Source organism: Roseateles sp. PN1 (genome assembly GCF_038419725.1).
GTDB lineage: Bacteria > Pseudomonadota > Gammaproteobacteria > Burkholderiales > Burkholderiaceae_C > Paucibacter_A.
This window is the reverse complement of the sequence record NZ_JBCARA010000018.1, coordinates 12,211-33,087: the sequence shown is the minus strand read 5'-3', so window position 1 is coordinate 33,087 and position 20,877 is coordinate 12,211. Positions and strand designations below refer to the sequence as shown.

The window sequence follows — 20,877 nt, the reverse complement described above, 5'->3', positions numbered from 1 at the left end:
GAATGGTTTTTGATCCTCCTATGACTGACGCAAGACCTGACCCCGACGCCTTGCTTGCCCAAATCACGCAAGCCCAGCAAAGCGAGGCGCGGGGCAAGCTGCGCATCTACTTTGGCTCCTCGGCCGGGGTGGGCAAAACATTTGCCATGCTGCAGGCGGCGCGCAAGCTGCAGGCCGAAGGGCAGGAGGTGCTGGCCGGCGTGGTGGTGACACATGGCCGCAGCGAAACCATGGCCATGCTGGAAGGCCTGCCCCAGCTGCCGCTGAAAAGCATCGAGTACCGCGGCAAGGCCTTGCCTGAGTTCGACCTGGATGCGGCGTTAGCACGCAGGCCTGCGCTCATCCTGATCGACGAGCTGGCGCATGCCAATGTGCCCGGCTCTCGCCACCCCAAGCGCTGGCAGGACGTGGAGGAGCTGCTGGCCCACGGCATCCATGTCTACTCCACGCTCAACGTCCAGCATCTGGAAAGCCTCAACGATGTGGTGGGCGGCATCACCGGCGTGCGGGTGCAGGAGACCTTGCCCGACACCTTTTTCGATCGCGCCGACGAAGTGGTGATGGTGGACACGCCAGCGGATGAGTTGCTGGCACGACTGGCCGCTGGCAAGGTCTATATGGGTGCGCAGGCCCAGCGCGCCGCGCACAATTTTTTCCGCAAAGGCAATCTGATGGCCTTGCGGGAGCTGGCCCTGCGCCGCACCGCTGACCGGGTGGAAGACGATGTGCAAGCCTGGCGCAGCAATGAGCGCATCGCCCAGGTCTGGAAGACCGAGGCCGCAATCCTCTGCGCCGTGGGCACCACGCCGGCTGCCGAGAGCGTGGTGCGCAATGCCGCGCAGCTGGCCCAGCAGCTCAATGTCAGCTGGCAGGCGGTGTATGTGGAAACCCCGGCCCTGCAGCGCCTGCCGGATGCGCAGCGCGAACGCATTTTGCGGGTGCTGCGCCTGGCGCATGAGTTGGGTGCCAGCACGGCGGTGCTGTCGGCGCAAGCCCTGGCGCCGGCCCTGATTCGCCATGCGCGCGAACACAATTTGTCCAAGCTGGTGCTGGGCCGCAGTGCTGAGCGCGGCCTGCTGGCCAGGCTCACCGGCCGGCGCGATCTGCAGCAGGAAATTGCCGCCGAAGCGCCGGAGTTGGACCTGATTTGCGCCGCCTCCACGCCCGCAGCCACGCAGCGCCGTGAAGCATTCACCGGCAGTGACAGCGCCGTCCAGGCTTCCAATGAACACTGGCAGCGCAGCGCCCGCCGCTACGGCCTGACGCTGGCGGCTTGTTGCCTGACGACGCTGATCAGCTGGCCGCTGCGCCTGGCGTTCGATCAGTCCAATATCGTCATGCTGTTCTTGCTGACGGTGGTAGGTGTGGCGCTCAAACTGGGCCGTGGCCCGGCGGTGGCGGCCAGCTTTTTGAGCGTGGGTTTGTTTGACTTCTTTTTCGTCGCGCCGCAGCTGAGTTTTGCCGTCAGCGATGTGCAGTACCTGCTCACCTTTGCGGTGATGTTGGCGGTGGGTTTGATCACCGGCCAGCTGACCGCCGGCCTGCGCTACCAGGCCCAGGTGGCGGCCGAGCGGGAAGGGCGCTCGCGCGCCCTGTTCGAGCTGACCAGCGATCTGGCCGGCGCCCTGCAGTCCGAGCAGGTGCTGCAGGTGGCCGAGTCCGCCCTGGCCCAAGAGGTGATGGGCGAGGCCTTGCTGTTTGTCTTGGACCTCGATGAGCAATTGCAGCCCTCGCCGCGTCAGCAGGCCTTGCCCCTGGCCGAGCAGCCCGACGCCGGCACCGCCCGCTGGGCCCTGGAGCACAAGCAGGCTGCGGGCTTGAGCACCGACACCCTGGCCGGCAGCGCCTGGTTCTATCTGCCCCTGGCCGCGCCCATGCGGGTGCGTGGTGTGCTGGCGCTGCGCCCGCGCTCCAGCCGCAGCCTGATGCAGCCTGAGCTGCGTGCGCAGCTGGAAACCTCGGCCCGCATCATCGGTCAGGCGCTGGAGCGGGTGCACTATGTGGAGGTGGCCCAGCAAGCCCTGGTGCAGATTGAGTCCGAGCGCTTGCGCAACTCCTTGCTGTCGGCGCTGTCGCATGATTTGCGCACGCCGCTGGCCGTGGTCTACGGCCTGGCCCAAACCCTGGACAGCATGGCCGACATGCCGCCCGCTGCTCGCGAACTGGCCGGCGGCCTCTTGCAACAGTCACAGCGCATCAGCGCCATGGTCAGCAATCTGCTGGACATGGCCCGCCTGCAAAGCGGCGCCGTGCGCCTGAACCTGCAGTGGCAGCCGGTGGATGAGGTGGTGGGTTCTTCCCTGCAAGCCCTGCAAAGGCTGATGCAGGATCACCAATTGCAAGTGGACATTCCCGCTGGCCTGCCCCTGCTGAATCTGGATGCCACCTTGATGGAGCGGGTGCTGTGCAATCTGCTGGAAAACGCGCTCAAGTACACGCCGCCAGGCAGCTGCATCGCCGTGGCCGCCCGCTTGGCGCCGGGCGCCTTGCAGGGTCAGGACGCGCTGCGTTTGAGTGTGAGTGATGATGGCCCTGGCCTGCCCGTCGGCCGTGAGGAACAGTTGTTTGCCAAGTTCAGCCGTGGTGAGCGCGAATCCAGCACCCCCGGCGTGGGCTTAGGCCTGGCCATTTGCCGCGCGATTGTGGAAGCGCATGGCGGCCGCATCTGGGCCGAGTCCGCCCAGCCGCAGGGTGCCGCTTTTGTGATGCTGCTGCCCCTAGGCCAAGCCCCGGCCATGCCGCTTTTGGAAGAAGACGTCGAAGATCATGAGTGAACCGCAACCCGTTGCCCTGATTGTTGAGGACGAGCCCAGCATCCGCCGCTTTGTGCGCATGGCCCTGGAGGCCGAAGGCTGGCTGGTGCATGAATGCGAGACCGTGCGCCAAGGCCTGGTGGACGCCGGCACGCGCCGGCCCGAGTTGGTGATTCTGGACCTGGGCCTGCCGGATGATGATGGCATCAACTATCTGAAGGATTTGCGTGCCTGGTCCGGGGTGCCGGTCATCGTACTTTCCGCCCGCACGAACGAGGCCGACAAGATTGCTGCGCTGGATGCTGGCGCCGATGACTACTTGACCAAGCCCTTCGGCGTGGGCGAGCTGATGGCGCGGGTGCGCGTGGCCCTGCGCCGCAGCCAACAAGCCGGACGCATGGGAGGCCATGCAGACGAGCCGGCGCAGACAGTGTTCCGCTTCGGTGACGTGGAGGTGGATCTGTCCGCCAGGCGTGTGTTGCGTGCGGGCGATGCCGTGCATCTGACCCCGATTGAGTACCGCTTGTTAACGCACCTCATTGCTAACGCCGGAAAAGTGCTGACGCACCGGCAGCTGCTCAAGGCGGTGTGGGGGCCATCGCATGTGGATGACAACCACTATCTGCGCGTTTACATGGGCAATCTGCGCCAGAAGCTGGAAGCGGTGCCGGCGGCGCCCAAGCATTTGTTGACGGAGACGGCGGTGGGATACCGCTTGATGGCCTGAGTCGCGATATTGCGATCGTTGGGCGGGTTTGAAATGGCCCCGCTCAGTTTCTATTGCTTGGTAATGTCCGTACGTCGTACTTGTCCTGGATCGCAGCCAGTTCGCCGCTGGAACGCAAGCGTTCGAGGGCGCGTTCTATGCGTAAGACGAGTTGCGGGTCCGCGGTTTTTGAGACCACGACACAGACATCCTCGCCATAAAAGCGGGCCGGCAGCAGCCGGACCTTGCCCTCTAGGCCATCTTCCTGAATGTACTTGCGCAGGACCGCGTCGCCGTAATAGACAAATCGAACGCGTCCGGCGATGAGTTTCTGAAGCGTGCTGCTGACCGAGGCGACACCGTCATCAACAGTCAGGCCGCCCAGGCCTTTGAGATGGGTGACATAGGCGGAGCCCCTGGGCACGCCGACGATGCCGGCGCTCCCCAATTGGCGGATCTCGTCGAATGTTTTGATATTGATCGGGTCTTCGCTGCGCACCGCCAACTGGGTGAACTGCCTGTACAAAGGCGGGGACAGCACCAGGTACTTGGCGGCACGCTCCGGGTTACGCACCAGGCCGAAGAAGACGTCAAGCTTGCCCGCCACCAGTTCCGCTTCCACGCGCCTGAGCGGTCGCAGGACTTCCTGGCCCACGAACTTCAGCGTCGGGTCGATTCGCTGCACCGCCTGCATGACCTCGAAACTCAAGCCCGGTGCGGCCACATTACCTGGGTGGAATTTGATGAAGTTGTCGGACTGCCCGCTGGTGCGAGCAGTCATGGATACGTCTTGGGCGTAACTCGAAAGCGGCATCCATGCCGAGCAGGCAAACACATAGGCGGCGAGAGGGCGAATCCAGCGGCGAGGCTTGATAGGCCTGTCATCAGTCATTTACTGGGCCCTTATTGGCGTCGAGAAGTCGAGCCTAGCGAGTCCACTTGCTTTGACGTGCTGGCATATGGGCATGAGGCTCAATCCGACCCTTCAGGTCGGCATTTCTACAGAGCATTCTCTCAGCGAATCAGCCTGGAAAATCTGCGTATTCGTACGGGCTGCCAGGCGCACTTCCAAGGTTTACCAATACAACTTCGCCCGCACCACACTCGTCCGTCGCAGGCCCAAAGTCCATTGGTGATAAACGCTGCGTGCCATGCGGTGCAGCTCATCGGTGCGGGACTGCAGATCACGCAGGATCTCCGCCTCGCTTTGCACGGCCGGGCTCTTTTGCACATGTTCCAACTCATGCTTGGACTCATGGCACCAGGCGCGCACGCTCTCTTCGGTCACTTCCAGATGGCATTGCAGCGCGACATGCTTGCCCATGGTGAATCCTTTGTTGATGCAGTGGGTGCCAAAAAGGCTGCGGCGGGCACCTGGCGGGATCTCGAAGGTGTCGTAGTGCCAGTTGAAGACCGTGGTCTGGGCGCGGCCGCCGAACAAGGCGCGGGCGTCCGGTGTCACCCACAGCTTGCTCCAGCCGATATTGGGCCAGGCATTGCGGGTGACGCGCGCGCCGCAACTCTTGGCCAGCAACTGGGCACCGAAGCAATGGCCCAGCACGGGCAGGTCGCGAGCCACGGCGTCTTGCACCAGGGCTTGCTCGTGGGCGATCCAGGGCTGTTCGTCATTGACGCTGTGGTTGCTGCCCAGCACGACCAAACCGCTGAACTCATCGGCACGGTGCGGCAGGGGCTGTTCTTTATCGGCCCGAAAGGTCTCGCAGGGGATACCTTGCTGGTGCAGGAACTCGGCCAGATAGCCGGGGCCTTGATTGGCTTCGTGCTGGAGGATGGCAACAGGTCTCATATCGGTGGCGCGCAGCACAGTGTTGAAGGCGCGCCGCTTGTTTCGAGGACTTCAATTTAGGACGGTGTGACTCAAGACCTCGCCAAGCTTTGGCCTGATGGCATCAAGAAGCTATCAAGCGCTTGGATGCGGGCTGACGCTTTGCCATGAAGCGCTATGACGATGGCTGCGGCCCTATGCCAACTTACAATCCGGCATCTCATTTGTCCTGTTTCAAGGCCCCCACCATGCCCGTCAATCTCAGCGCCCCCGATCCCGCTTCCCTGCACCCGGTTCCCGGTGTTCGCCTCGGTATCACCCAGGCCGGCATCCGCAAGGCGGACCGCCGTGATCTGAGCGTGATCGTGCTGGATGAAGGCGCCAGCGTGGCGGGCGTGTTCACCAAGAATCGCTTCTGCGCCGCGCCGGTGCAGATCTGCCGTGAGCATCTGGCGGCCGGCGCTGCGGTTCGCGCCATCCTCGTCAACACCGGCAATGCCAATGCCGGCACCGGCGCCGACGGCCTGGCCCGCGCCCATCAAAGCTGCGAAGCGCTGGCCGCTTTGCTGAACATCCAGCCGCAGCAGGTCTTGCCCTTCTCGACCGGCGTGATCATGGAAACCCTGCCGGTGGATCGCATCATCAAGGGCCTGCCCGCAGCCATCGCCGCGCTGCGCCCGGACGCCTGGGACGAAGCCGCGCTGGGCATCATGACCACCGACACCATCCCCAAGGCCGCCTCCACCCAGGTGCAGATTGGTGGCGTGACGGTGACGCTCACCGGCATCAGCAAGGGCGCCGGCATGATTCGCCCGAATATGGCCACCATGCTGGGCTATGTGGCGACCGATGCCAATATCAACCCGGCGCTGCTGCAGGCGCTGGTGACCGAAGCCGCTGACGCCTCATTCAACCGCATCACCATCGACGGCGATACCTCGACGAATGACTCCTTCGTGCTGATCGCCACCCATCAGGCCAAGCACGCCCGCATCGAATCGCTGAGCAGCGCGGAGGGTCAGGTCTTGCGCGCGGCCTTGATCGAGGTCTCGCAGCGCCTGGCGCAAGCCATCGTGCGCGACGGCGAGGGCGCCACCAAATTCATCACCGTGCAGATCGACGGTGGTCGCAATGAAGCTGAGTGCAAGCTGGCCGCTTATGCGATTGCCCACTCACCGCTGGTCAAGACCGCCTTCTTCGCCAGCGACCCAAATCTGGGCCGCATTCTGGCGGCGGTGGGTTACGCCGGCATTGATGATCTGGACCAGACCCTGATCGACCTGCATCTGGACGATGTGCATGTGGTGCGCGCCGGCGGCCGCCACCCCGACTACCGCGAGGAAGACGGCCAACGCGTGATGAAGCAAAGCGAAATCAGCGTGCGGGTGAATCTGAACCGCGGCGCAGCCAGCGCCACCGTGTGGACTTGCGACTTGAGCCACGACTACGTGACCATCAACGCCGACTACCGCTCCTGAGGATGCGCCTTGCGCTTCAATCGGGGCGAGCCCGTGCAAGCAAGCACGGGCCGGCCTGATGGGGATGGCGACTTAAAAGTCCACTGCCTTGGTCTTCATGCCGCGCGCGACCAGCGTGGCGTTGATCAGCTGGGCTTCCTGGCGGCTGTCAAAAGGCCAGACGGCGGCGCGCCAGCCTTGCGGCGTTTGCACCACGCTGGTGTTCAGGCCGTCTGGATGCAGAGGCTTGATGAAGGTCAGCATGCGGGCCAGCATGGCCTCGGCCTCGGCCTTGCTGGGCGCCACCGGGCCAACCAGGGCGACCACCGGGACGGCCTCGCCCGACTTGCCGGTCTTGGACTTGACGGCCGAATGAATCGTGCCGCCGGACTCCAGGCCGTCCAAGGGGCCGAGCTTTTCCACCAGGGGCTGGGTGGTTTTCTCGTCGGTGGCCTTGCCTGCCTTGTTCGCTTTTTCCGCTTTGTCGGATTTGTCCGCCTTGTCCGCTTTGTCCGATTTGGCAGGGACGTCCCCCTTGCCTTCGCCCGCTTTGGCCTTCTCTGGGCTTGGGCCTGACTTCTGCGTGTCGCTGCCCGGCTTTTGACCGTCCGCCTTGCTGGCGCCTTCGCTGCCCGCTGCAAACGGAGTCCGTTTGGGGAGTGGCTTGACCAGTTGGGGGCGGATATCGGGCTGTTCTTCCTTGTCGCCCGGAGCCGCCGAAGCGGCGCTGGCGCTGGCGCTTGCACTGGCGTTGGCACTCGCCGGCGTTGATGCCGGGTCGCCCGCGGCGCCGAGGGTGTCGCTCAAATTTGCGCCGGCGGCCGAAGCGGATGTCGATGCAGCCGAAGCCGCCGATGCCGCTTCTAGCGCTGCCGCTGCTGCACTGGCCGCAGCGGCGGACTCGGCCGCGCTCGCGGCAGCTGTCGCGGTGGCCGCGCTGGATGATGAAGCCGCAGCCGAGGCGGGGGCCGATGCTGCCGAAGCGGCATCTACGGCATGCTCGCCCGATTTGCCATGGGGCATCAGCAGGGCCACCACGACGGCCAGCAGGCCCAGCACCACCATGGCCGCAAAGGCGAGTCGGCGGCGGCTGCCGCAGCGTGCGCCCAGGATTTGCGGCTTGCGGCCCATGCCGATCAGCACGCGGGTGCGCGAGTTGCCGGCGTCGATGGCGGCGGTCAGCAAATAAAGCTCGAAGGGCCAGGCGCCGTTGTGCTTGGCCAGCATGGCCTCGTCGATGGGTACCACCCGCTGCGGCCAGCTGGCATCACCGGGTGGGTTCAAAAAGCCCTGGCTTTGCGCAAACGCCGCAATCTTGCGCGGGGCAATCGGGATGAATTTCTCGCTGAAGGCGGGCCAGCTGCTGGCGGCCTTGCGCTTGCCTTGATGTTTCCAGAAGGCCAAAGCGCCCAGCACTTGCGCCAAACGCTGGCGCCAGCCCATGCGGGCCAGGGCATGCGCGGGTGGCTCCTCCTGGTCGGCCAGGGCATCGAGGTGCTGGGCGGTGGTGTTGGCGTGGGCGTCGAGGGTGCTCTCTCCCAGGCCGCCGAGTGGCGCGTCGCCCATGGTCGGCTCAATCGCCTCCCCGCCAGCGCCGCCGCCGCCCGACTGATGCGCACTGCGCAGAAATGGCAAAGCCACAACGCCCATGGTGTGGACGTCGTAGATAGTGATTTTCTTTGCGAGCGGATGGCGGTTATGCCAAGCCACCACATGCTCGACCAAACGATCCATGCTTTGTTTCAGTGAGGACAAGGGCGCTGCGGAGTCAGCATCAGAAGTATCGGCCAGGCTGGCGCTAACCTTTGGCCTCATGTGCGGATTCGATAACCAGATAAGCGAGGATTTGGCGCAAGTGATCCGCTGGGCAAGGCCTGACCCTTGGTTTCTCCCTGTTTGGCCGCACAGCTCGACGCAGGCGGCCGGGCTTCCCGGCTGGCTCGCTTTGGTGCAAGCTCACCAAATTGGTGCTATTTTGAAGAGGGGATGCGGCGGGGTGAGGTCAATACTTGGCACGGCCCTTGCTCAGACTCTCTCACCCAAATTGCAAATGCTGCTTTACCGAGATTGGCGAGATTCCCTCATGAGCCCTTTGATCAACACCGATGGACCCGCCGGGGCGTTTGTCCTGCTGGTGGTCAAGACCGAACAGCCGGGCGCCGCCCATGTGCTGCAAGAGGTGTTGGAAGAGTCGGGCTACAACGTGCAGCGCCTGGCGGTGGCTGGGCTCACCGAGCCGGCGGGGCCGCGGCCGGCCGTGATCTTGCTGGAGTTGGCGCAGGGCAGCGATCTTGCCCAGGCCTGTGAATGGGCGCGGCAGTTGCTGGCCCGGCCCGGCTGGGCGGCCGTGCCTTTGCTGATGCTGGGCCTGGATGGCAGCGCCGAGCAGCGCGACGCGGCCCTGGCTGCCGGCGCGATGGATGGCCTGAGCCGGCCCATGCGCGCACTGGAGCTGCTGCCGCGATTGGCCTTGCTGATGCAGGGCGCAGCTAGTGCCGGGGCAGAGGATGCCTCGGGGACTGCATCAAACATGACGTTGCCCAGCGTGGACGTGCTGGGCCACGCCAGCTTGCTGGTGCATGAGCACAGCGGCCGTTGCATCTGGCACACGGCGCGCGCCCGCAGCCTGATGGCCGACTATTTCAGTGGCGGGCACTTCGAGCGCGGCCGTTTGCCGCCGGAGCTGATGCTGTGGCTGCACCGCGAGTTGCTGCGCAGCCGCGCCGGTGGTGCCGGCCAAGGCTTGACCGTGCTGCCCCAAGCGCGCCCCGGCGCTGGCCGCAGCCGTGGGCCGGCCGAAGGGCAGGGCAGTCGGCGCCTGAACTTTGATTTGCATGGGGTGGATGCCGATTTGGTGGGCGAGGGCCATTGCCTGATCGTGCTGCGCGAAACCGATGACTGGCGCTTGCTGCAAGCCCTGGTGCGGGCACTGAGCTTGAGCACGATCCAAGCCCAGCTGCTGCTGTGGCTGACGCGCGGCAGCTCGCCCACGGCCATGGCCACCCGCCAAGGCCGCAGCCAGGCGGAGTTGCAGCAGCAACTCGATGAGCTGCTCAAACATCTGGCCCTGGATTCGCTGGAGGCCGCTGCATCGCTGGGCCGCAGCAGCTTGCAAGGTCTGGATGGCCGGACCGGCTGATCGCCTGAAGCATGATGGCCTGCAGGGACTAGCCTGCGTTCGCCTTTGCCTCGAGCTTGCATTCGTTCCGGCCTTGGTGGCCGCGCACGTCTTCGCCCATGCCCATGCTCTCGCTCTCTTCCCCGCACATTGGACGAGATTTCCCTCTGCAGGTCACAGCCGTGACAGGCTCCCACGCCGCCCGCGGCGATGATAGCCGCCATGGGCAATGTCTATCTTGTGCGTCACGGCCAGGCCTCGCTGGGGGCTGCGGACTACGATCAACTCAGTGAGCTGGGCCAGCGCCAATGCGTGGCTTTGGGCACTTACTGGCGCGAACGCGGCCAGCAGTTTGACCTGGTGCTGCGCGGCTCACTCAAGCGCCATGCGCAGTCGCTGGCCGGCATTGCCGAGGGCCTGGGCCAGAACCTGCCAGCGGAAGTTTGGCCTGGGTTGAATGAATACGACAGCGCCGCGCTGATCCAAGCCATACACCCTGGCGCGCTGCATGCGCCGCAGACGGCCGAGGCCGCGCGCCAGCACTTTCGCCTGCTGCGTGAAGGCTTGCAAGCCTGGATGGATGGCGCCAGCGAGCCCCGGGGCATGCCGAGTTATGCCGAGTTCTCCGCCGGCGTGGCCGCCACCCTGGCCCATGTGCAAGCGCAGGCGCTGAGCCGGCCGGATCTGCGGGTGTTGGTCGTCTCCAGCGGCGGGCCCATCTCCACCGCCATCGGCCAGGTGCTGGGCGTGAATGCGCAGACGGCCATCGAGCTGAATCTGCGCATCCGCAATGGCTCGGTCAGCGAGTTCGCCTTGACGCCCAAACGCATGGCGCTGCTGGGCTTCAACAATGTGGCGCATCTGGAGCTGCTCAGCGTGCCGGGGCTGGTGAGCTACGCCTGAGGCCCGCCGGGCGGTTCTTCCTGCTGCGGATGCGCCAGGCCCAAGCGCCGGCAATCGGATAGCTGTTTGAGTCAGGATGGCGAATTTTGCTGTCTCAAGCCGGCTGTTCTCTTTGCGAACGCCGCAGTAACGGCGTGTAAAAGTCAAAGTACACGGAAGTTACAAGAGGGTACCTTCCCCATAATCGCGCCCTCATTTACAGCGGGGCAACCATGCATTTCATGCTCAAAAAAGAGCGCCAGATCCTGGCGCTGATCGCCGGACTGGCGCTCAGTGCTCAGGCTTTTGCACATGGCTATATCAGCGCACCGGAGTCGCGCAATGCGCTGTGCCGCTCCGGCGGCAATAGCGCTTGCGGCGCGATTCAGTGGGAGCCGCAAAGCCTGGAGGCCCCCTCGGGCTACCCCGACCGCGGCCCGGCCGATGGCCAAATTGCCAGTGCCGGGCTGGTGCAGTTCTCGCCCCTGGACGAGCAGACCGCTTCGCGCTGGAGCAAGCGCGCGGTCAGCGCCGGTCCGATGAGCTTCAGCTGGACCTTCACCGCCAACCATGTCACCAAGGGCTGGCGCTACTACATCACCAAGCCGGGTTGGAACCCCAATGTGCGCCTGAGCCGCGCCTCCTTTGAAGCCCAGCCTTTCTGCCAGGCCGACGGTGGCATGCGCCAGCCGCCCAAGCTGGTGACGCATCAATGCCAGTTGCCGGCGCGTACCGGCTATCAGCTGGTGTTGGGCGTTTGGGAAGTGGGCGACACGCCCAATAGCTTCTACAACCTGGTGGACCTGATGTTTGCCGATGTTGGCGGCAACCCGAACCCGCCGGCCTCGGTGTGGGCCGTGCGCGGCAGCATCTACCCCTCGGTGGATTTGCAGCCGGGCGACAAGGTGGCCACGCGCGTCTTTGATGCCAAGGGTGAGCGCGCCGACCTGCAGACGCGCTTGACCATTGCCAATCAGGCTGACGGCCAACGCAACACCTGGCCCTATCTGCTGGCCACCCGCGTCAACGCCCAGCAAAGCCTGCTGCGTGCTGGCCAATTGGCGGCAGACGGCACGATCTCGCCGGTGCAAGGCCAGAACGAGGTCTTCGCCCGCCAAGACAGCGGCTTGAACCGTGTGGAGGTGCAGATCGAGAAGGCCGCGACGCCGCCCGGTGCCGATCTATTGGTGAATGGCCTGGCTGCACAGCAAACCATTGTGGGAGGGCAGCTAACTTTGCAGTTCGGCGTCACCGCGGTGGGTGAGGTGGACTTGAATGCCAGCGTCTTCGACCATGGCGGCCAGACCAAGGGTGTGGCCACGGCCTCGCTGAATAACTCGGGCCAGAACCTGCGCATCGTCATCGACAAGCCAGCGGCCGGCCATCACCAGCTGGTGCTCAAGGGCGTGGTCAAGGGCAGCGGTGTCTTGATTCAGAAGACTTTTGATCTGATGTTTGTGGCCGACCCCGCCGCGGGCGGCAACTTCCAGTACCGCTTCCCGGATGGGCTGAAGAGCTACAAGGCCGGCACCCGGGTTCTGCAGCCTAAGAACGGTCGTGTCTATGAATGCCGTCCTTGGCCCAATAGCGGCTATTGCGTGCAGTGGGCGCCGTCGACGCCGCAGTTTGAGCCGGGCATCGGTAGCCACTGGCAAGAGGCCTGGATCGCGCGCTGATCTAGCGCTCAAGGCATCAGGCCTTTGGGCCTGATGCGGAGTCGCCTAAGCCGCTTGAGACCTGCTGGTTCCGCTCGATATGCAGTTCATCGAGTCAGGGGCCGGTCGGTCGCAGGCGGCTTTTAACTTGGAGCCGCCCCATCTAGAGTGCTGTGCAGAGTTCGGGGCGGGCCCGGGCTCACCCCAAAACTTGAGATCGAACGCGATCTCGACGAAAGGTCTGCGGTGAAGCTCTTGTTGTGGTTGCTGCTGTTCGTGCTTTGTTGGCCGCTGGCCTTGCTGGCGCTGCTGCTGTGGCCGGTGGTTTGGCTCTTGTCTTTGCCATTTCGCCTGATTGGCATCAGCGTGGAGGCGGTGTTTGCCTTGCTGCGCGCCCTGCTATTTCTGCCCGCGCGGCTGCTGGGGCATAAGGACGCTTGATGGCGAGAAGCCAGCCCGGTGTTGCGGGCTGGCTTTGCGGCCTGCGCTTAGATTTTCATCACCACCCGGCCATCGATATGGCCTTGCTTCATCTGGTCGAAGATGTTGTTGATGGATTCCAGCTTGTCGCTGCTGTAGTGGGTTTGGATCTTGCCATCAGCGGCAAAGGCCAGGGCTTCTTCCAGGTCCTTGCGGGTGCCGACGATGGAGCCGCGAATGGTCTTGGCATTGAGCACCACATCAAAGATCGGCAAGGCAAAGTCGCCCGGCGGCAGGCCCACCAGTGACATGGTGCCGCGCTTGTGCAGCATGCCTACGCCTTGCTTGAAGGCGCTATTGGACACGGCCGTGACCAGCACGCCATGGGCGCCGCGCACATGTTTTTGCACTTCAGCCACCGGGTCTTGCGTCAACGCATTGATGCAGACCTCGGCGCCCAGCTCGCGCGCCAGGGCCAGTTTGTCCTCGGCAATGTCCACCGCGATGACGTGATAACCCATGGCCTGCGCGTACTGCACCGCCATATGGCCCAGACCCCCGATGCCGGAGATGGCCACCCAGTCGCCGGGCTTGCAGTCCAGCACCTTGAGCCCCTTGTAGACGGTGACGCCGGCGCAGAGCAGGGGCGCAGCGGGGTCGAAGTCCAGCTTGTCAGGCAGGCGGCCCACATAGCTGGGGTCGGCCAAAACATATTCGGCATAGCCACCGTTGACGGTGTAGCCGGTCATCTGCTGTTCGCCGCACAAGGTTTCCCAGCCGGTGATGCAGTGCTCGCAGTGGCCGCAGGCGGTGTGCAACCAAGGCACGCCGACCCGGTCACCTTCCTTCACATGCTTGACGCCGCGGCCCAGCGCGGCCACAAAGCCCACGCCCTCATGGCCGGGGATGAAGGGCAGGCTGGGCTTGACCGGCCAGTCGCCATTGGCCGCATGCAGGTCGGTGTGGCACACGCCTGAGGCCACCACCTTGACCAAAACCTGGCCGTCCGCCACTTCGGGCACGTCCACTTCTTCAATTTGCAACGGCGCGCCAAATTCGTGGACGACCGCGGCCTTCATTTTTTGAGCCATGACACTCCTCTCCTGGTTGGCGGGCCGAGTGGGGCCCGGAGTCAGAAGTATGTCGATTCATGGCTAGAGGTCAATGAGCTAGATCAAGCCAGCCATGCGGCTTGTCCGCATAGCGGCGCGGGGCTGTCACCTTCTTGCGGCTCAGACCTTCATCTCCAGGCGCAATTGCCATTGGGTGAAGCTGCGCCCGCCGGTGTCGGTGGTGATGATTTGATCGGTGGTGCTGATGACGCTGCCGTTGCTATAGCTCAAGGGGTTCAGATTGCTGGCCGACAAGCGCAGCTGGGTGTTCAGATTGACGGACCACAGCGCGAACGCATCCAGCACCACCTTGCGGGAGTTGTGCACCTCGGTCAGCAAGCTTTGCTGCACCGTGACTGAAGGCGTCCAGTTCAGCCCCGCACCAAGCGACAGCGGCAAGCTGCGCAGCTTGTAGTCGGCGCCCAGATTGGCGGTGGCCTTGGGCTGTTGGTCCAGGCGATTGTTGGGGCCGGGAATGCCATCCACCGAGGAGCGGAACAGGCTTAGATTGCTGCGCACCGACACCGGCCAGGCCTCGGGCAGGAATTCGTCCAGGCGGAACTTGGCCTCCAACTCCAGGCCCATCGTGCTGGCATTGCCGATGTTCTGTGGCCGTGCCACCCAGCGCGGCACGCCGGCCCAGCTGACAGTTTCCAGGCTGGTGACGGTGCGCATCAGATCGCTGATGCGGCGGTAGAACAGATTGGCGCTAAGCACGCCGCCCTTGCTCAAATAGCTCTCGAAGGCGATGTCAATGCCGGTTGCCAGCTCGGGTTTGAGGTTGGGGTTGCCGCTGCGGTCGGGGTAGTTGGCGGCGTTGGGGCCGCAAGGCTGAGCGTCGGGGCAGGGGTATTGCGAGTTGATGGTGGGCTGGGCGATCAGATCTTGCAGATTGGGGCTGCGGTAGCTGCGGGTCAGGCTGGCGCGGATCTGATCGCGGCTGGGTTTGCCGTCTTGGTCGAGCATTTTCCAAACCCCGTGCAAGAGCGGGGTCCAGACCGTGGCGCGGTTGTTCACCGCATAGTTGGCGGCGGTGCTGCGGGTGGCGATGGTCTCGCCGCGCAGGCCGGCGTAAAAGGCCCATTGCTTGCCCACGCTCCATTCGTCTTGGGCGTAGAGCGCAATGCGCTGGGTGGCGGCGTCAAGGTCGTCGCCGAAGTCCAGCAGATTGCGGCAGGACTGTCCGTTTTGCAGGCAGACGCGGTTCTGCTGGCGCTGGGTGCCTTCGCCTTCCAGGCCGCCCACCAAGCTGTGTTCGTTTTCCAGCGTGTGCGAGTATTTGCCGTTCAGGCTCCAGGACTTGTCTTCGCTGCTGACGGTGTCGTCCTGGCTGCGGCTCAAGGCGGACTGGCGGTATTCCTGCCTCAGCGTATGGCTGTCATTGCGGGCCAGGCCGATGCCGCCGCGCAGCTCCAAGCGGGTGTCGGCATCAAAGCGGTGCTGCCACTGCGAGTTGACGCGCAGCATATTGAATTTGCTATCGCCGGTGCTCTGGGCCTGATCAAAGTCGCCGGGCGTGGGGCTGCTACGGGTCTGCGTGATCAGGCTGCTATTGCTGCCGCGCGAAGCCACCACAAAAGGCTGAACGCTCAGCGAATCACCCTCGGCCAGCTTCCACTGCAGGCGCAGGCTCAGGTTTAGGCTGCGGCGCTCGTCCTCCGTCTGGCTGTGGCTGTTCAGCAGGCTGTCGCCACTGCCGTCCAAGTTGTGGGTTAGCGCCCGGCTGTCCAGCGCGTCGCTGCGCTTGACTTGCTGGGTGTTCAGGCTCAGGTTGTAGGCGCCGCCGTTCTCGTCCAGCTTGTCATTGCGCGTCCAGCCCAGGCTGGGCGACCACAGGCCGTTTTCTTCGCTCAGGCCCACGCGCCAGTCGTTCAGGCGCTTTTGCAAGGCTTCACGCAAGACCACATTGATGGTGCCGGCGACGGCGCGGGCGCCGAACTCGGCCGAGGGTGCGCGCAGGATCTCGATCCGCTCGACCTGATCGGGCGGCAATTGGTCCAGTGAAAAGCCCGGTGCCATACGCTCGCCATTGACCAGGATCTGCGTATAGCCGCCGCCCATGCCGCGCATGCGAATCTCGCCACCGCGCCCGGGCCGCCCGCCGGTGCTGACGCCCGGCAGGCGTTTGAGCACCTCGCCCAGCGAGTTATCGCCAAAGCGTTCGATTTCTTCGCGGCCGATGATGATCTTGGCGGCGGTGGCGCTGCGCCGCTGCGCTTCATCGGAGGCGCGGCCGCTGACCTCGACCCGGTCCAGCTGAGCCGGTGTCGTGGCCTGGCTGGCCTCGGCCTTGGGGGCAGTTTTTTTGGCAGCTTGTTGCTGCTGTGGCCCGCTGGCCGCTGTGCTGGGCGCGGCCGGCGCTTCCTGGGCTTGGCTGGGCAAGCTGGCCAGGCAGCTCAGGGCAAAGCTCAGGGCGAGTGGGCAGCGCGATTCGTTGGCGGGGACGAGTTTTGGCTTGCGGAACATGGGCGGGCAGGGCAGCGAAAGAGCTGGCGTGATGTTGGCTATGGGTCGAGGCTGCGAAGCATCGCATGCCTGAGCGTTCAGCTATGCGCCGCAGGCCCTGTACGGGCGCTGTTTCAACTTTCTTTACCTGCCAGCATTGTTCAATGTTGCATGCGGCCCCACAAAGCAAAAAGGCCACAACCCAATGGTCGTAGCCCTTTTGACATCCGGACACCTATGCAGGAGACGGATTCTTGGCGCTGGTGACGGGTTCCAGTGATCTGCCCAATCTGCAGCCGGTTTGTCGCCTCGAATGCTTTGCAGTATGCCTATGATTTATGAAGCTGGCGTGACGATGAAAGGTGAATCGTTCGCCTATTTGCGTTGCGTCAAATTTTCGTCCTGGCTGCCCACTTCACGGCGGCGCAAGAGCGCTGCGGCGGCTGCAACACCCAAGACCCAGAAGGGCGCTGCCGCGCCACCACCGCCGCCACTGGGGGCGGGCTCAGGTGCTGGCGTGGGAGTTGGTGCTGGCGTTGGGGTCGGTGTCGGAGTCGGAGTCGGAGTAGGCGTCGGCGTCGGCGTAGGAGCTGGTGTTGGGTCCACCGGCGCTGTGCCTTGTTTGATGCCGCACTGATCCAAGGCCGCACTGCTCAGGCTGACCGGGCTGCGGCTGGGCGGCGCATAACTGCTGGGCGCAGCGGCAAAGCGCAGCGCCTCTTCGGCGTCCAGCAAACCACTGCCGCAGGTGCTGGTCGTGCAACTGCAGCGCTGGGCGTTGCTGGCGCTGCTGCACGCACCCAAAGCGGCGGCGGCCACATGGGGGCGGGCGCTGATCTTCAAGCCAGCTTCCACCTGGGCCAGGGTCAGTGCTGGGTTGGCGGCCCACATCAAGGAGGCCACGCCGGCCACTTGCGGCGCGGCGAAGCTAGTGCCGGTGCCCGCGGCGTAGTCTTCGCCCGTCGGTGAGGCGGCGGCGGCGGGGCCGCTGGTGGAGAAGATGCCCTCATCGGGGATGCCGGCGAGGTCATCGCAAGTGCGCTTGTAGTTGGCATCGCCACCGGTGGCCGCCAAGGCCAGCTGCGGGCCCATATTGGCGTAGGTGGCTTTGAAGCCTTGGCGGTTGACGGCAGTCACGCCGAGGACGCCGGCGCAATTGGCCGGGCGGCCCACGGCGCCGCGGGTATTGCCGGCGGCCGCCACGATCAGCACATTCCTGGCGCGCAACTCAGCAATGGCATCTTGATAGAGCTTGGCCGCGCGGGCTACCTCGGGGTTGGGATCTGCTGTGTCGCAGCTGGCCATACCGGCGAAGCCGATCACGAGAATCTTGGCCGGATGGGTGTTGAGCGGCACGCCGCTGACGGGCAGGCCGGCCGCCCAGCGCATGCCGTCCACCATATCTTGCACCGCAGCCCCACATTTGCCCGACACCCGCACCGGCAGGATCTGCGCATTCCAGTTGATGCCCGCCACGCCCTTGCCGTTGTTGGTGACGGCGCCGAGTTGGCCCGCCACCAAGGTGCCGTGCCAGCTGGGGCTGGCTTGCACGGGGCAGCCGTCCCACAGTGCCAGATTGGCGTCCTTCTCGGCCTGGGTCAGCGCGTCGCCGGTGTCGGTGGGATCGTTGTTGCGGCCGACGCCGCCGTTGTTGGCGTATTCGGCCTTGCTGATGAAGTTGTAGCCGGGCAGGATGAGATTGGCGCGCAGATCGGGGTGGTCACGCACGCCGGTGTCGAGCACGGCGATGACGGGTGCAGCGCCCGACACAGGGCTGCCCTTATTCAAATCCCAGGCCTTGGGGAAGTTGGCCAAGCCGGCGTTGGCGCTGCTGTCGCGGCTGCTCAGCCACCATTGTTTGCTGGTGTAGAGGCTGTCGTCCGGGGTGGCGGCGCGCAGCATATCGGTGCCGAGAAGGGCGAGTACGGCGAGAGCCGTGGCGCGCCGGCGTGGTGTGTTGAGCTTAGACATGCGCCGCAGGCTAGTGGGGGCGGGTGAAACTGGCGTGACAAAGCCGTGGCGCCGGAACGGCATGTCCGCCGGCTTGTGGTGCTGTAGTCCGAACGGCCTACGGTCTTTGCACATCTTCAAACACTGGTCACATGTCGCACATATTCTGCGGCTCGGGTCTGAATCTGCTTGAGCGTTATTTTTCTGGGTCGCTTGAGGAGTAAGACCCATCGAATACTGACTTGAACGCCGCTGCCCCGCCCTTGCCTGATGTTTCGGGTGCAACGGAATCCGCCACAAGCGGCACACAAAATAAAAAGGTACAAGCTCTATGCATGCTTTGCCCGAACCGGGAGAGCCTGGCGGATTGCTGGGCGCAGCAACTCAGGTGGAACTGACGCGGCCCTTGGGCGAGATGATCAAGGAGGCTTTGAGCCATGGGGGTCAAGCCTTGCCGCGCGGCATTGTCGAACCCGTCAATGCGGACCAGGTCGAGGCCATGGTGCGCGCCGTTGAAGCCGCGCTGGACGTGCGCCGGCGCTACCAGTTCTTTGTCTGGAGCCAAAGCCATCTGCAGGCCTTGTTGCCGCATCAACTCGCAGTATGTGGCGCCTATGTGCGCCAGCGCCGTGAGGTGGCGTTTGAGGCCTTCAACAGTGTTGCCGTCGGCGCTGATGTGCTGGAATGTCTGGCCGATGGTCGTGGTGCGCTGATGCAGCAACTGCAGGGACGCTGGATCGACCAGCGCGGCAAGCCTTTGGCCGTGGCGGTGCAAAGCCTGGAAGGGCAAGCCCTGGCCCCGATTCGGCAGGCCTTGCTGGAAGCTGGCTTTGCCGAGTTGCTGGTGCACGGGGTGGCGCGGCCGCAGCGCCCCACCGAGATCGAGAGCTTTTTCGTGTTCTCTAGCCAGGCCCGCATCAGCGGCCCGCAGCAGCGCCTGATGATGGAGTTGCTCATGCCTTATCTGCACGGCACCTGGCTGCGCGTGCAAACGGTGGAGCGCGACATCAGCGAAGCCCCGCGCACGGTGGGCGTGCGCCAGGCGCAGGGCAATGCCATCACCGAGCGCGAGCGCGAGATCCTGTCCTGGCTGCGCGAGGGCATGAGCAATCAGCAGATCGGCGAGCAGCTCAGCATCAGCGCCCTGACGGTGAAAAACCATGTGCAGAAAATTCTGCGCAAGCTCGGCGCGGCCAATCGTGCGCAGGCAGTGGCCCGAGCCATGTCGATGAATTTGCTCGGGCGCTCCAGCACGGACGGCGGACGCGACGGGGCCTGAGTCGATAGGCCGAAAAGGTCTCAGGGTTTGCCCGCAATGTCCCTGAAATTTGCCGGCCGACATGGGTCAATCGGACTATTCGGCGCGGTGTGCAAGGTGAATTTTTTCACGTAGTTCTGACAATATTCCGGAGTCGATGCACAACGCATTCGGTCTTCAGCTCTTTTCCCTTGTGCAGGTGGGCTCTTCCACCTGCCCCGCCCGAAAGTGGCCGCCGCAACGCTCCCCTTGTGGAACTGACGAACAGTTCCAGACATTGAGCGCTTCGCCAGTGGTTGCTCCTTAGGCGGCGCCGATCAGCCAAAAGGCCTTCAAACGCCTTGGTCGGCACCTGTCCTTTTGAGTTTTCTCTCAAGCAACCATTCGGAGTTAAGCATCATGTTGATGATCAAGAAAATTGCTGCCGCGGCAGCTCTGTTGGCCGCTGTTCCGGCATTCGCTGCCATTCAAGGCGACAAGTCCAGCCAGCAAGATGGCGAGTTGTATTTCACCGTGTTTGACGCCTCGCGCAACATCTCCTACACCAAGGACTTGGGTCTTTCCCTCAATGCCTTCAAGGCGACTGCTGATGGCGCGGACGCCGGTTTCACCAAGAGCTTCAGCCTGGCTGGTGATGCCAACTGGACTTCGTTCGTGGCTCAGGCCGATGCCAGCCAAATGGTCTGGAACGTCACTGCTCAAGTCTTGTTCGGTGGCTCTGCTGCCGGTAAGGTGAAGTTGTTGACGACCATCAAGAACGGTGATGAAAGCCTGGTCGCTGACTGGACGAATCAACTGTTCTCATTTGCAGTCCAGGCCGGAACGACCGGTACCTTCATCGGGGCGGTCAATGCCACGGGCACCCATGGCGTGTCCGGCGTTGCTCCCAACTATGCAGCGAACGGCTCCAGTGTCAACAAGTTGTCCGAAGGCTCGGGCAATGCCTACTTTGGCAAGAAGATTGGTGAGTACTTCAATGGCACGGCCGCCTTCTCCAACTCTAATGCCATCGGTGCTTCCGCGTCGTTTGACATGATTACCCGCTCCGGCACCAACCAGTTGGCTCTGGTGAATGTGGATCCTTTTGCCAATGCCCAGAAGACTGGCAAGTGGACCTTTGTGAACGGCGCCAACGGTCCCGTTCTGGACTACACCTTGGCTGCTGTGGCCGCGGTGCCGGAACCAAGCAGCTACGCCCTGCTGATCGCTGGCTTGCTCGCCGTTGGCTTTGTGGCGCGTCGCCGCAACGAAGCCTGAGCCTTCTCGGCGGCTTGATGCCGCCTTGATAGCGCTTTTCTCCGCGTACTAATTTCGCAAGTTGCTGCATCGCCAGGC

The 20,877-nt window shown here is 64.0% G+C and carries 15 protein-coding genes; 9 read left to right on the top strand and 6 right to left on the bottom strand.

Features of this window, described 5'->3' with window-relative positions:
* The first annotated feature begins 20 nt into the window (after positions 1-20).
* Positions 21-2,774, top strand: coding sequence for a DUF4118 domain-containing protein (locus AABB87_RS21355; RefSeq protein ID WP_341973330.1), 2,754 nt, complete (start codon positions 21-23; stop codon positions 2,772-2,774).
* Positions 2,767-3,480, top strand: a complete 714-nt coding sequence (gene kdpE, locus AABB87_RS21350) for a two-component system response regulator KdpE (RefSeq protein WP_341973329.1) — start codon at positions 2,767-2,769, stop codon at positions 3,478-3,480. Before AABB87_RS21355 ends, kdpE begins: the two co-directional genes overlap by 8 nt.
* Before the next feature lie 43 nt (positions 3,481-3,523).
* Here the strand turns inward: kdpE and AABB87_RS21345 are convergent, their stop codons facing one another.
* Together AABB87_RS21345 and AABB87_RS21340 are read right to left on the bottom strand one after the other, a co-directional pair.
* Positions 3,524-4,240 (bottom strand): substrate-binding periplasmic protein, encoded by a 717-nt coding sequence (locus AABB87_RS21345; RefSeq protein WP_341973328.1) that lies wholly within the window; start codon positions 4,238-4,240, stop codon positions 3,524-3,526.
* Between the two features lie 294 nt (positions 4,241-4,534).
* Positions 4,535-5,266, bottom strand: a complete 732-nt coding sequence (locus AABB87_RS21340) for a type 1 glutamine amidotransferase (RefSeq protein ID WP_341973327.1) — start codon at positions 5,264-5,266, stop codon at positions 4,535-4,537.
* Positions 5,267-5,493: 227 nt separating this feature from the next.
* Between AABB87_RS21340 and argJ the strand changes: the two genes are divergently transcribed.
* Positions 5,494-6,723 carry a bifunctional glutamate N-acetyltransferase/amino-acid acetyltransferase ArgJ gene (argJ, locus tag AABB87_RS21335; RefSeq protein WP_341973325.1) on the top strand — a complete coding sequence of 410 codons (1,230 nt, stop codon included), beginning with the start codon at positions 5,494-5,496 and terminating at the stop codon, positions 6,721-6,723.
* Between the two features lie 72 nt (positions 6,724-6,795).
* Here argJ and AABB87_RS21330 read toward each other — a convergent pair whose 3' ends face one another.
* Positions 6,796-8,436, bottom strand: coding sequence for a hypothetical protein (locus AABB87_RS21330; protein WP_341973324.1), 1,641 nt, complete (start codon positions 8,434-8,436; stop codon positions 6,796-6,798).
* Positions 8,437-8,785: 349 nt separating this feature from the next.
* Here AABB87_RS21330 and AABB87_RS21325 point away from each other — a divergent pair, with 349 nt between their 5' ends.
* The 4 genes from AABB87_RS21325 to AABB87_RS21310 all read left to right on the top strand — a co-directional run bounded on the left by AABB87_RS21325 (position 8,786) and on the right by AABB87_RS21310 (position 12,798).
* On the top strand, positions 8,786-9,841 hold the full coding sequence (locus AABB87_RS21325; protein WP_341973323.1) for a hypothetical protein: 1,056 nt from the start codon (positions 8,786-8,788) through the stop codon (positions 9,839-9,841).
* A gap of 201 nt (positions 9,842-10,042) precedes the next feature.
* Positions 10,043-10,723 carry a histidine phosphatase family protein gene (locus AABB87_RS21320; protein WP_341973322.1) on the top strand — a complete coding sequence of 227 codons (681 nt, stop codon included), beginning with the start codon at positions 10,043-10,045 and terminating at the stop codon, positions 10,721-10,723.
* Between the two features lie 212 nt (positions 10,724-10,935).
* Entirely contained in the window at positions 10,936-12,378 is a 1,443-nt protein-coding gene (gene gbpA / locus AABB87_RS21315) for an N-acetylglucosamine-binding protein GbpA (RefSeq protein ID WP_341973321.1), read from the top strand.
* Positions 12,379-12,603: 225 nt separating this feature from the next.
* Positions 12,604-12,798, top strand: a complete 195-nt coding sequence (locus AABB87_RS21310; RefSeq protein ID WP_341973320.1) for a hypothetical protein — start codon at positions 12,604-12,606, stop codon at positions 12,796-12,798.
* 47 nt (positions 12,799-12,845) lie between these two features.
* On the opposite strand, the gene adhP is transcribed toward AABB87_RS21310, so the two are convergent.
* The 3 genes from adhP to AABB87_RS21295 all read right to left on the bottom strand — a co-directional run bounded on the left by adhP (position 12,846) and on the right by AABB87_RS21295 (position 18,305).
* Positions 12,846-13,868 carry an alcohol dehydrogenase AdhP gene (gene adhP / locus AABB87_RS21305; protein WP_058718755.1) on the bottom strand — a complete coding sequence of 341 codons (1,023 nt, stop codon included), beginning with the start codon at positions 13,866-13,868 and terminating at the stop codon, positions 12,846-12,848.
* Between the two features lie 141 nt (positions 13,869-14,009).
* On the bottom strand, positions 14,010-16,355 hold the full coding sequence (locus tag AABB87_RS21300) for a TonB-dependent receptor plug domain-containing protein (protein WP_341973319.1): 2,346 nt from the start codon (positions 16,353-16,355) through the stop codon (positions 14,010-14,012).
* Between the two features lie 354 nt (positions 16,356-16,709).
* On the bottom strand, positions 16,710-18,305 hold the full coding sequence (locus tag AABB87_RS21295) for a S8 family serine peptidase (protein ID WP_341973318.1): 1,596 nt from the start codon (positions 18,303-18,305) through the stop codon (positions 16,710-16,712).
* 310 nt (positions 18,306-18,615) lie between these two features.
* On the opposite strand from AABB87_RS21295, the gene epsA reads away from it, so the two are divergent.
* Both epsA and AABB87_RS21285 read left to right on the top strand, forming a co-directional pair.
* Complete coding sequence (epsA, locus tag AABB87_RS21290) at positions 18,616-19,563, top strand: XrtB/PEP-CTERM-associated transcriptional regulator EpsA (RefSeq protein WP_341973317.1); 948 nt, start codon at positions 18,616-18,618, stop codon at positions 19,561-19,563.
* A 378-nt stretch (positions 19,564-19,941) separates the two neighbouring features.
* Positions 19,942-20,799: a PEP-CTERM sorting domain-containing protein gene (locus AABB87_RS21285; RefSeq protein ID WP_341973316.1), complete on the top strand. Its 858-nt coding sequence runs from the start codon at positions 19,942-19,944 to the stop codon at positions 20,797-20,799.
* Positions 20,800-20,877 lie beyond the last annotated feature (78 nt).

Coding starts and splice junctions, on each gene's coding strand:
- AABB87_RS21355 (WP_341973330.1), top strand. CDS start 21: ATGACTGACGCAAGACCTGACCCCGACGCCTTGCTTGCCCAAATCACG.
- kdpE (WP_341973329.1), top strand. CDS start 2,767: ATGAGTGAACCGCAACCCGTTGCCCTGATTGTTGAGGACGAGCCCAGC.
- AABB87_RS21345 (WP_341973328.1), bottom strand. CDS start 4,240: ATGACTGCTCGCACCAGCGGGCAGTCCGACAACTTCATCAAATTCCAC.
- AABB87_RS21340 (WP_341973327.1), bottom strand. CDS start 5,266: ATGAGACCTGTTGCCATCCTCCAGCACGAAGCCAATCAAGGCCCCGGC.
- argJ (WP_341973325.1), top strand. CDS start 5,494: ATGCCCGTCAATCTCAGCGCCCCCGATCCCGCTTCCCTGCACCCGGTT.
- AABB87_RS21330 (WP_341973324.1), bottom strand. CDS start 8,436: ATGGATCGTTTGGTCGAGCATGTGGTGGCTTGGCATAACCGCCATCCG.
- AABB87_RS21325 (WP_341973323.1), top strand. CDS start 8,786: ATGAGCCCTTTGATCAACACCGATGGACCCGCCGGGGCGTTTGTCCTG.
- AABB87_RS21320 (WP_341973322.1), top strand. CDS start 10,043: ATGGGCAATGTCTATCTTGTGCGTCACGGCCAGGCCTCGCTGGGGGCT.
- gbpA (WP_341973321.1), top strand. CDS start 10,936: ATGCATTTCATGCTCAAAAAAGAGCGCCAGATCCTGGCGCTGATCGCC.
- adhP (WP_058718755.1), bottom strand. CDS start 13,868: ATGGCTCAAAAAATGAAGGCCGCGGTCGTCCACGAATTTGGCGCGCCG.
- AABB87_RS21300 (WP_341973319.1), bottom strand. CDS start 16,355: ATGTTCCGCAAGCCAAAACTCGTCCCCGCCAACGAATCGCGCTGCCCA.
- AABB87_RS21295 (WP_341973318.1), bottom strand. CDS start 18,305: ATGTCTAAGCTCAACACACCACGCCGGCGCGCCACGGCTCTCGCCGTA.
- epsA (WP_341973317.1), top strand. CDS start 18,616: ATGCATGCTTTGCCCGAACCGGGAGAGCCTGGCGGATTGCTGGGCGCA.
- AABB87_RS21285 (WP_341973316.1), top strand. CDS start 19,942: ATGTTGATGATCAAGAAAATTGCTGCCGCGGCAGCTCTGTTGGCCGCT.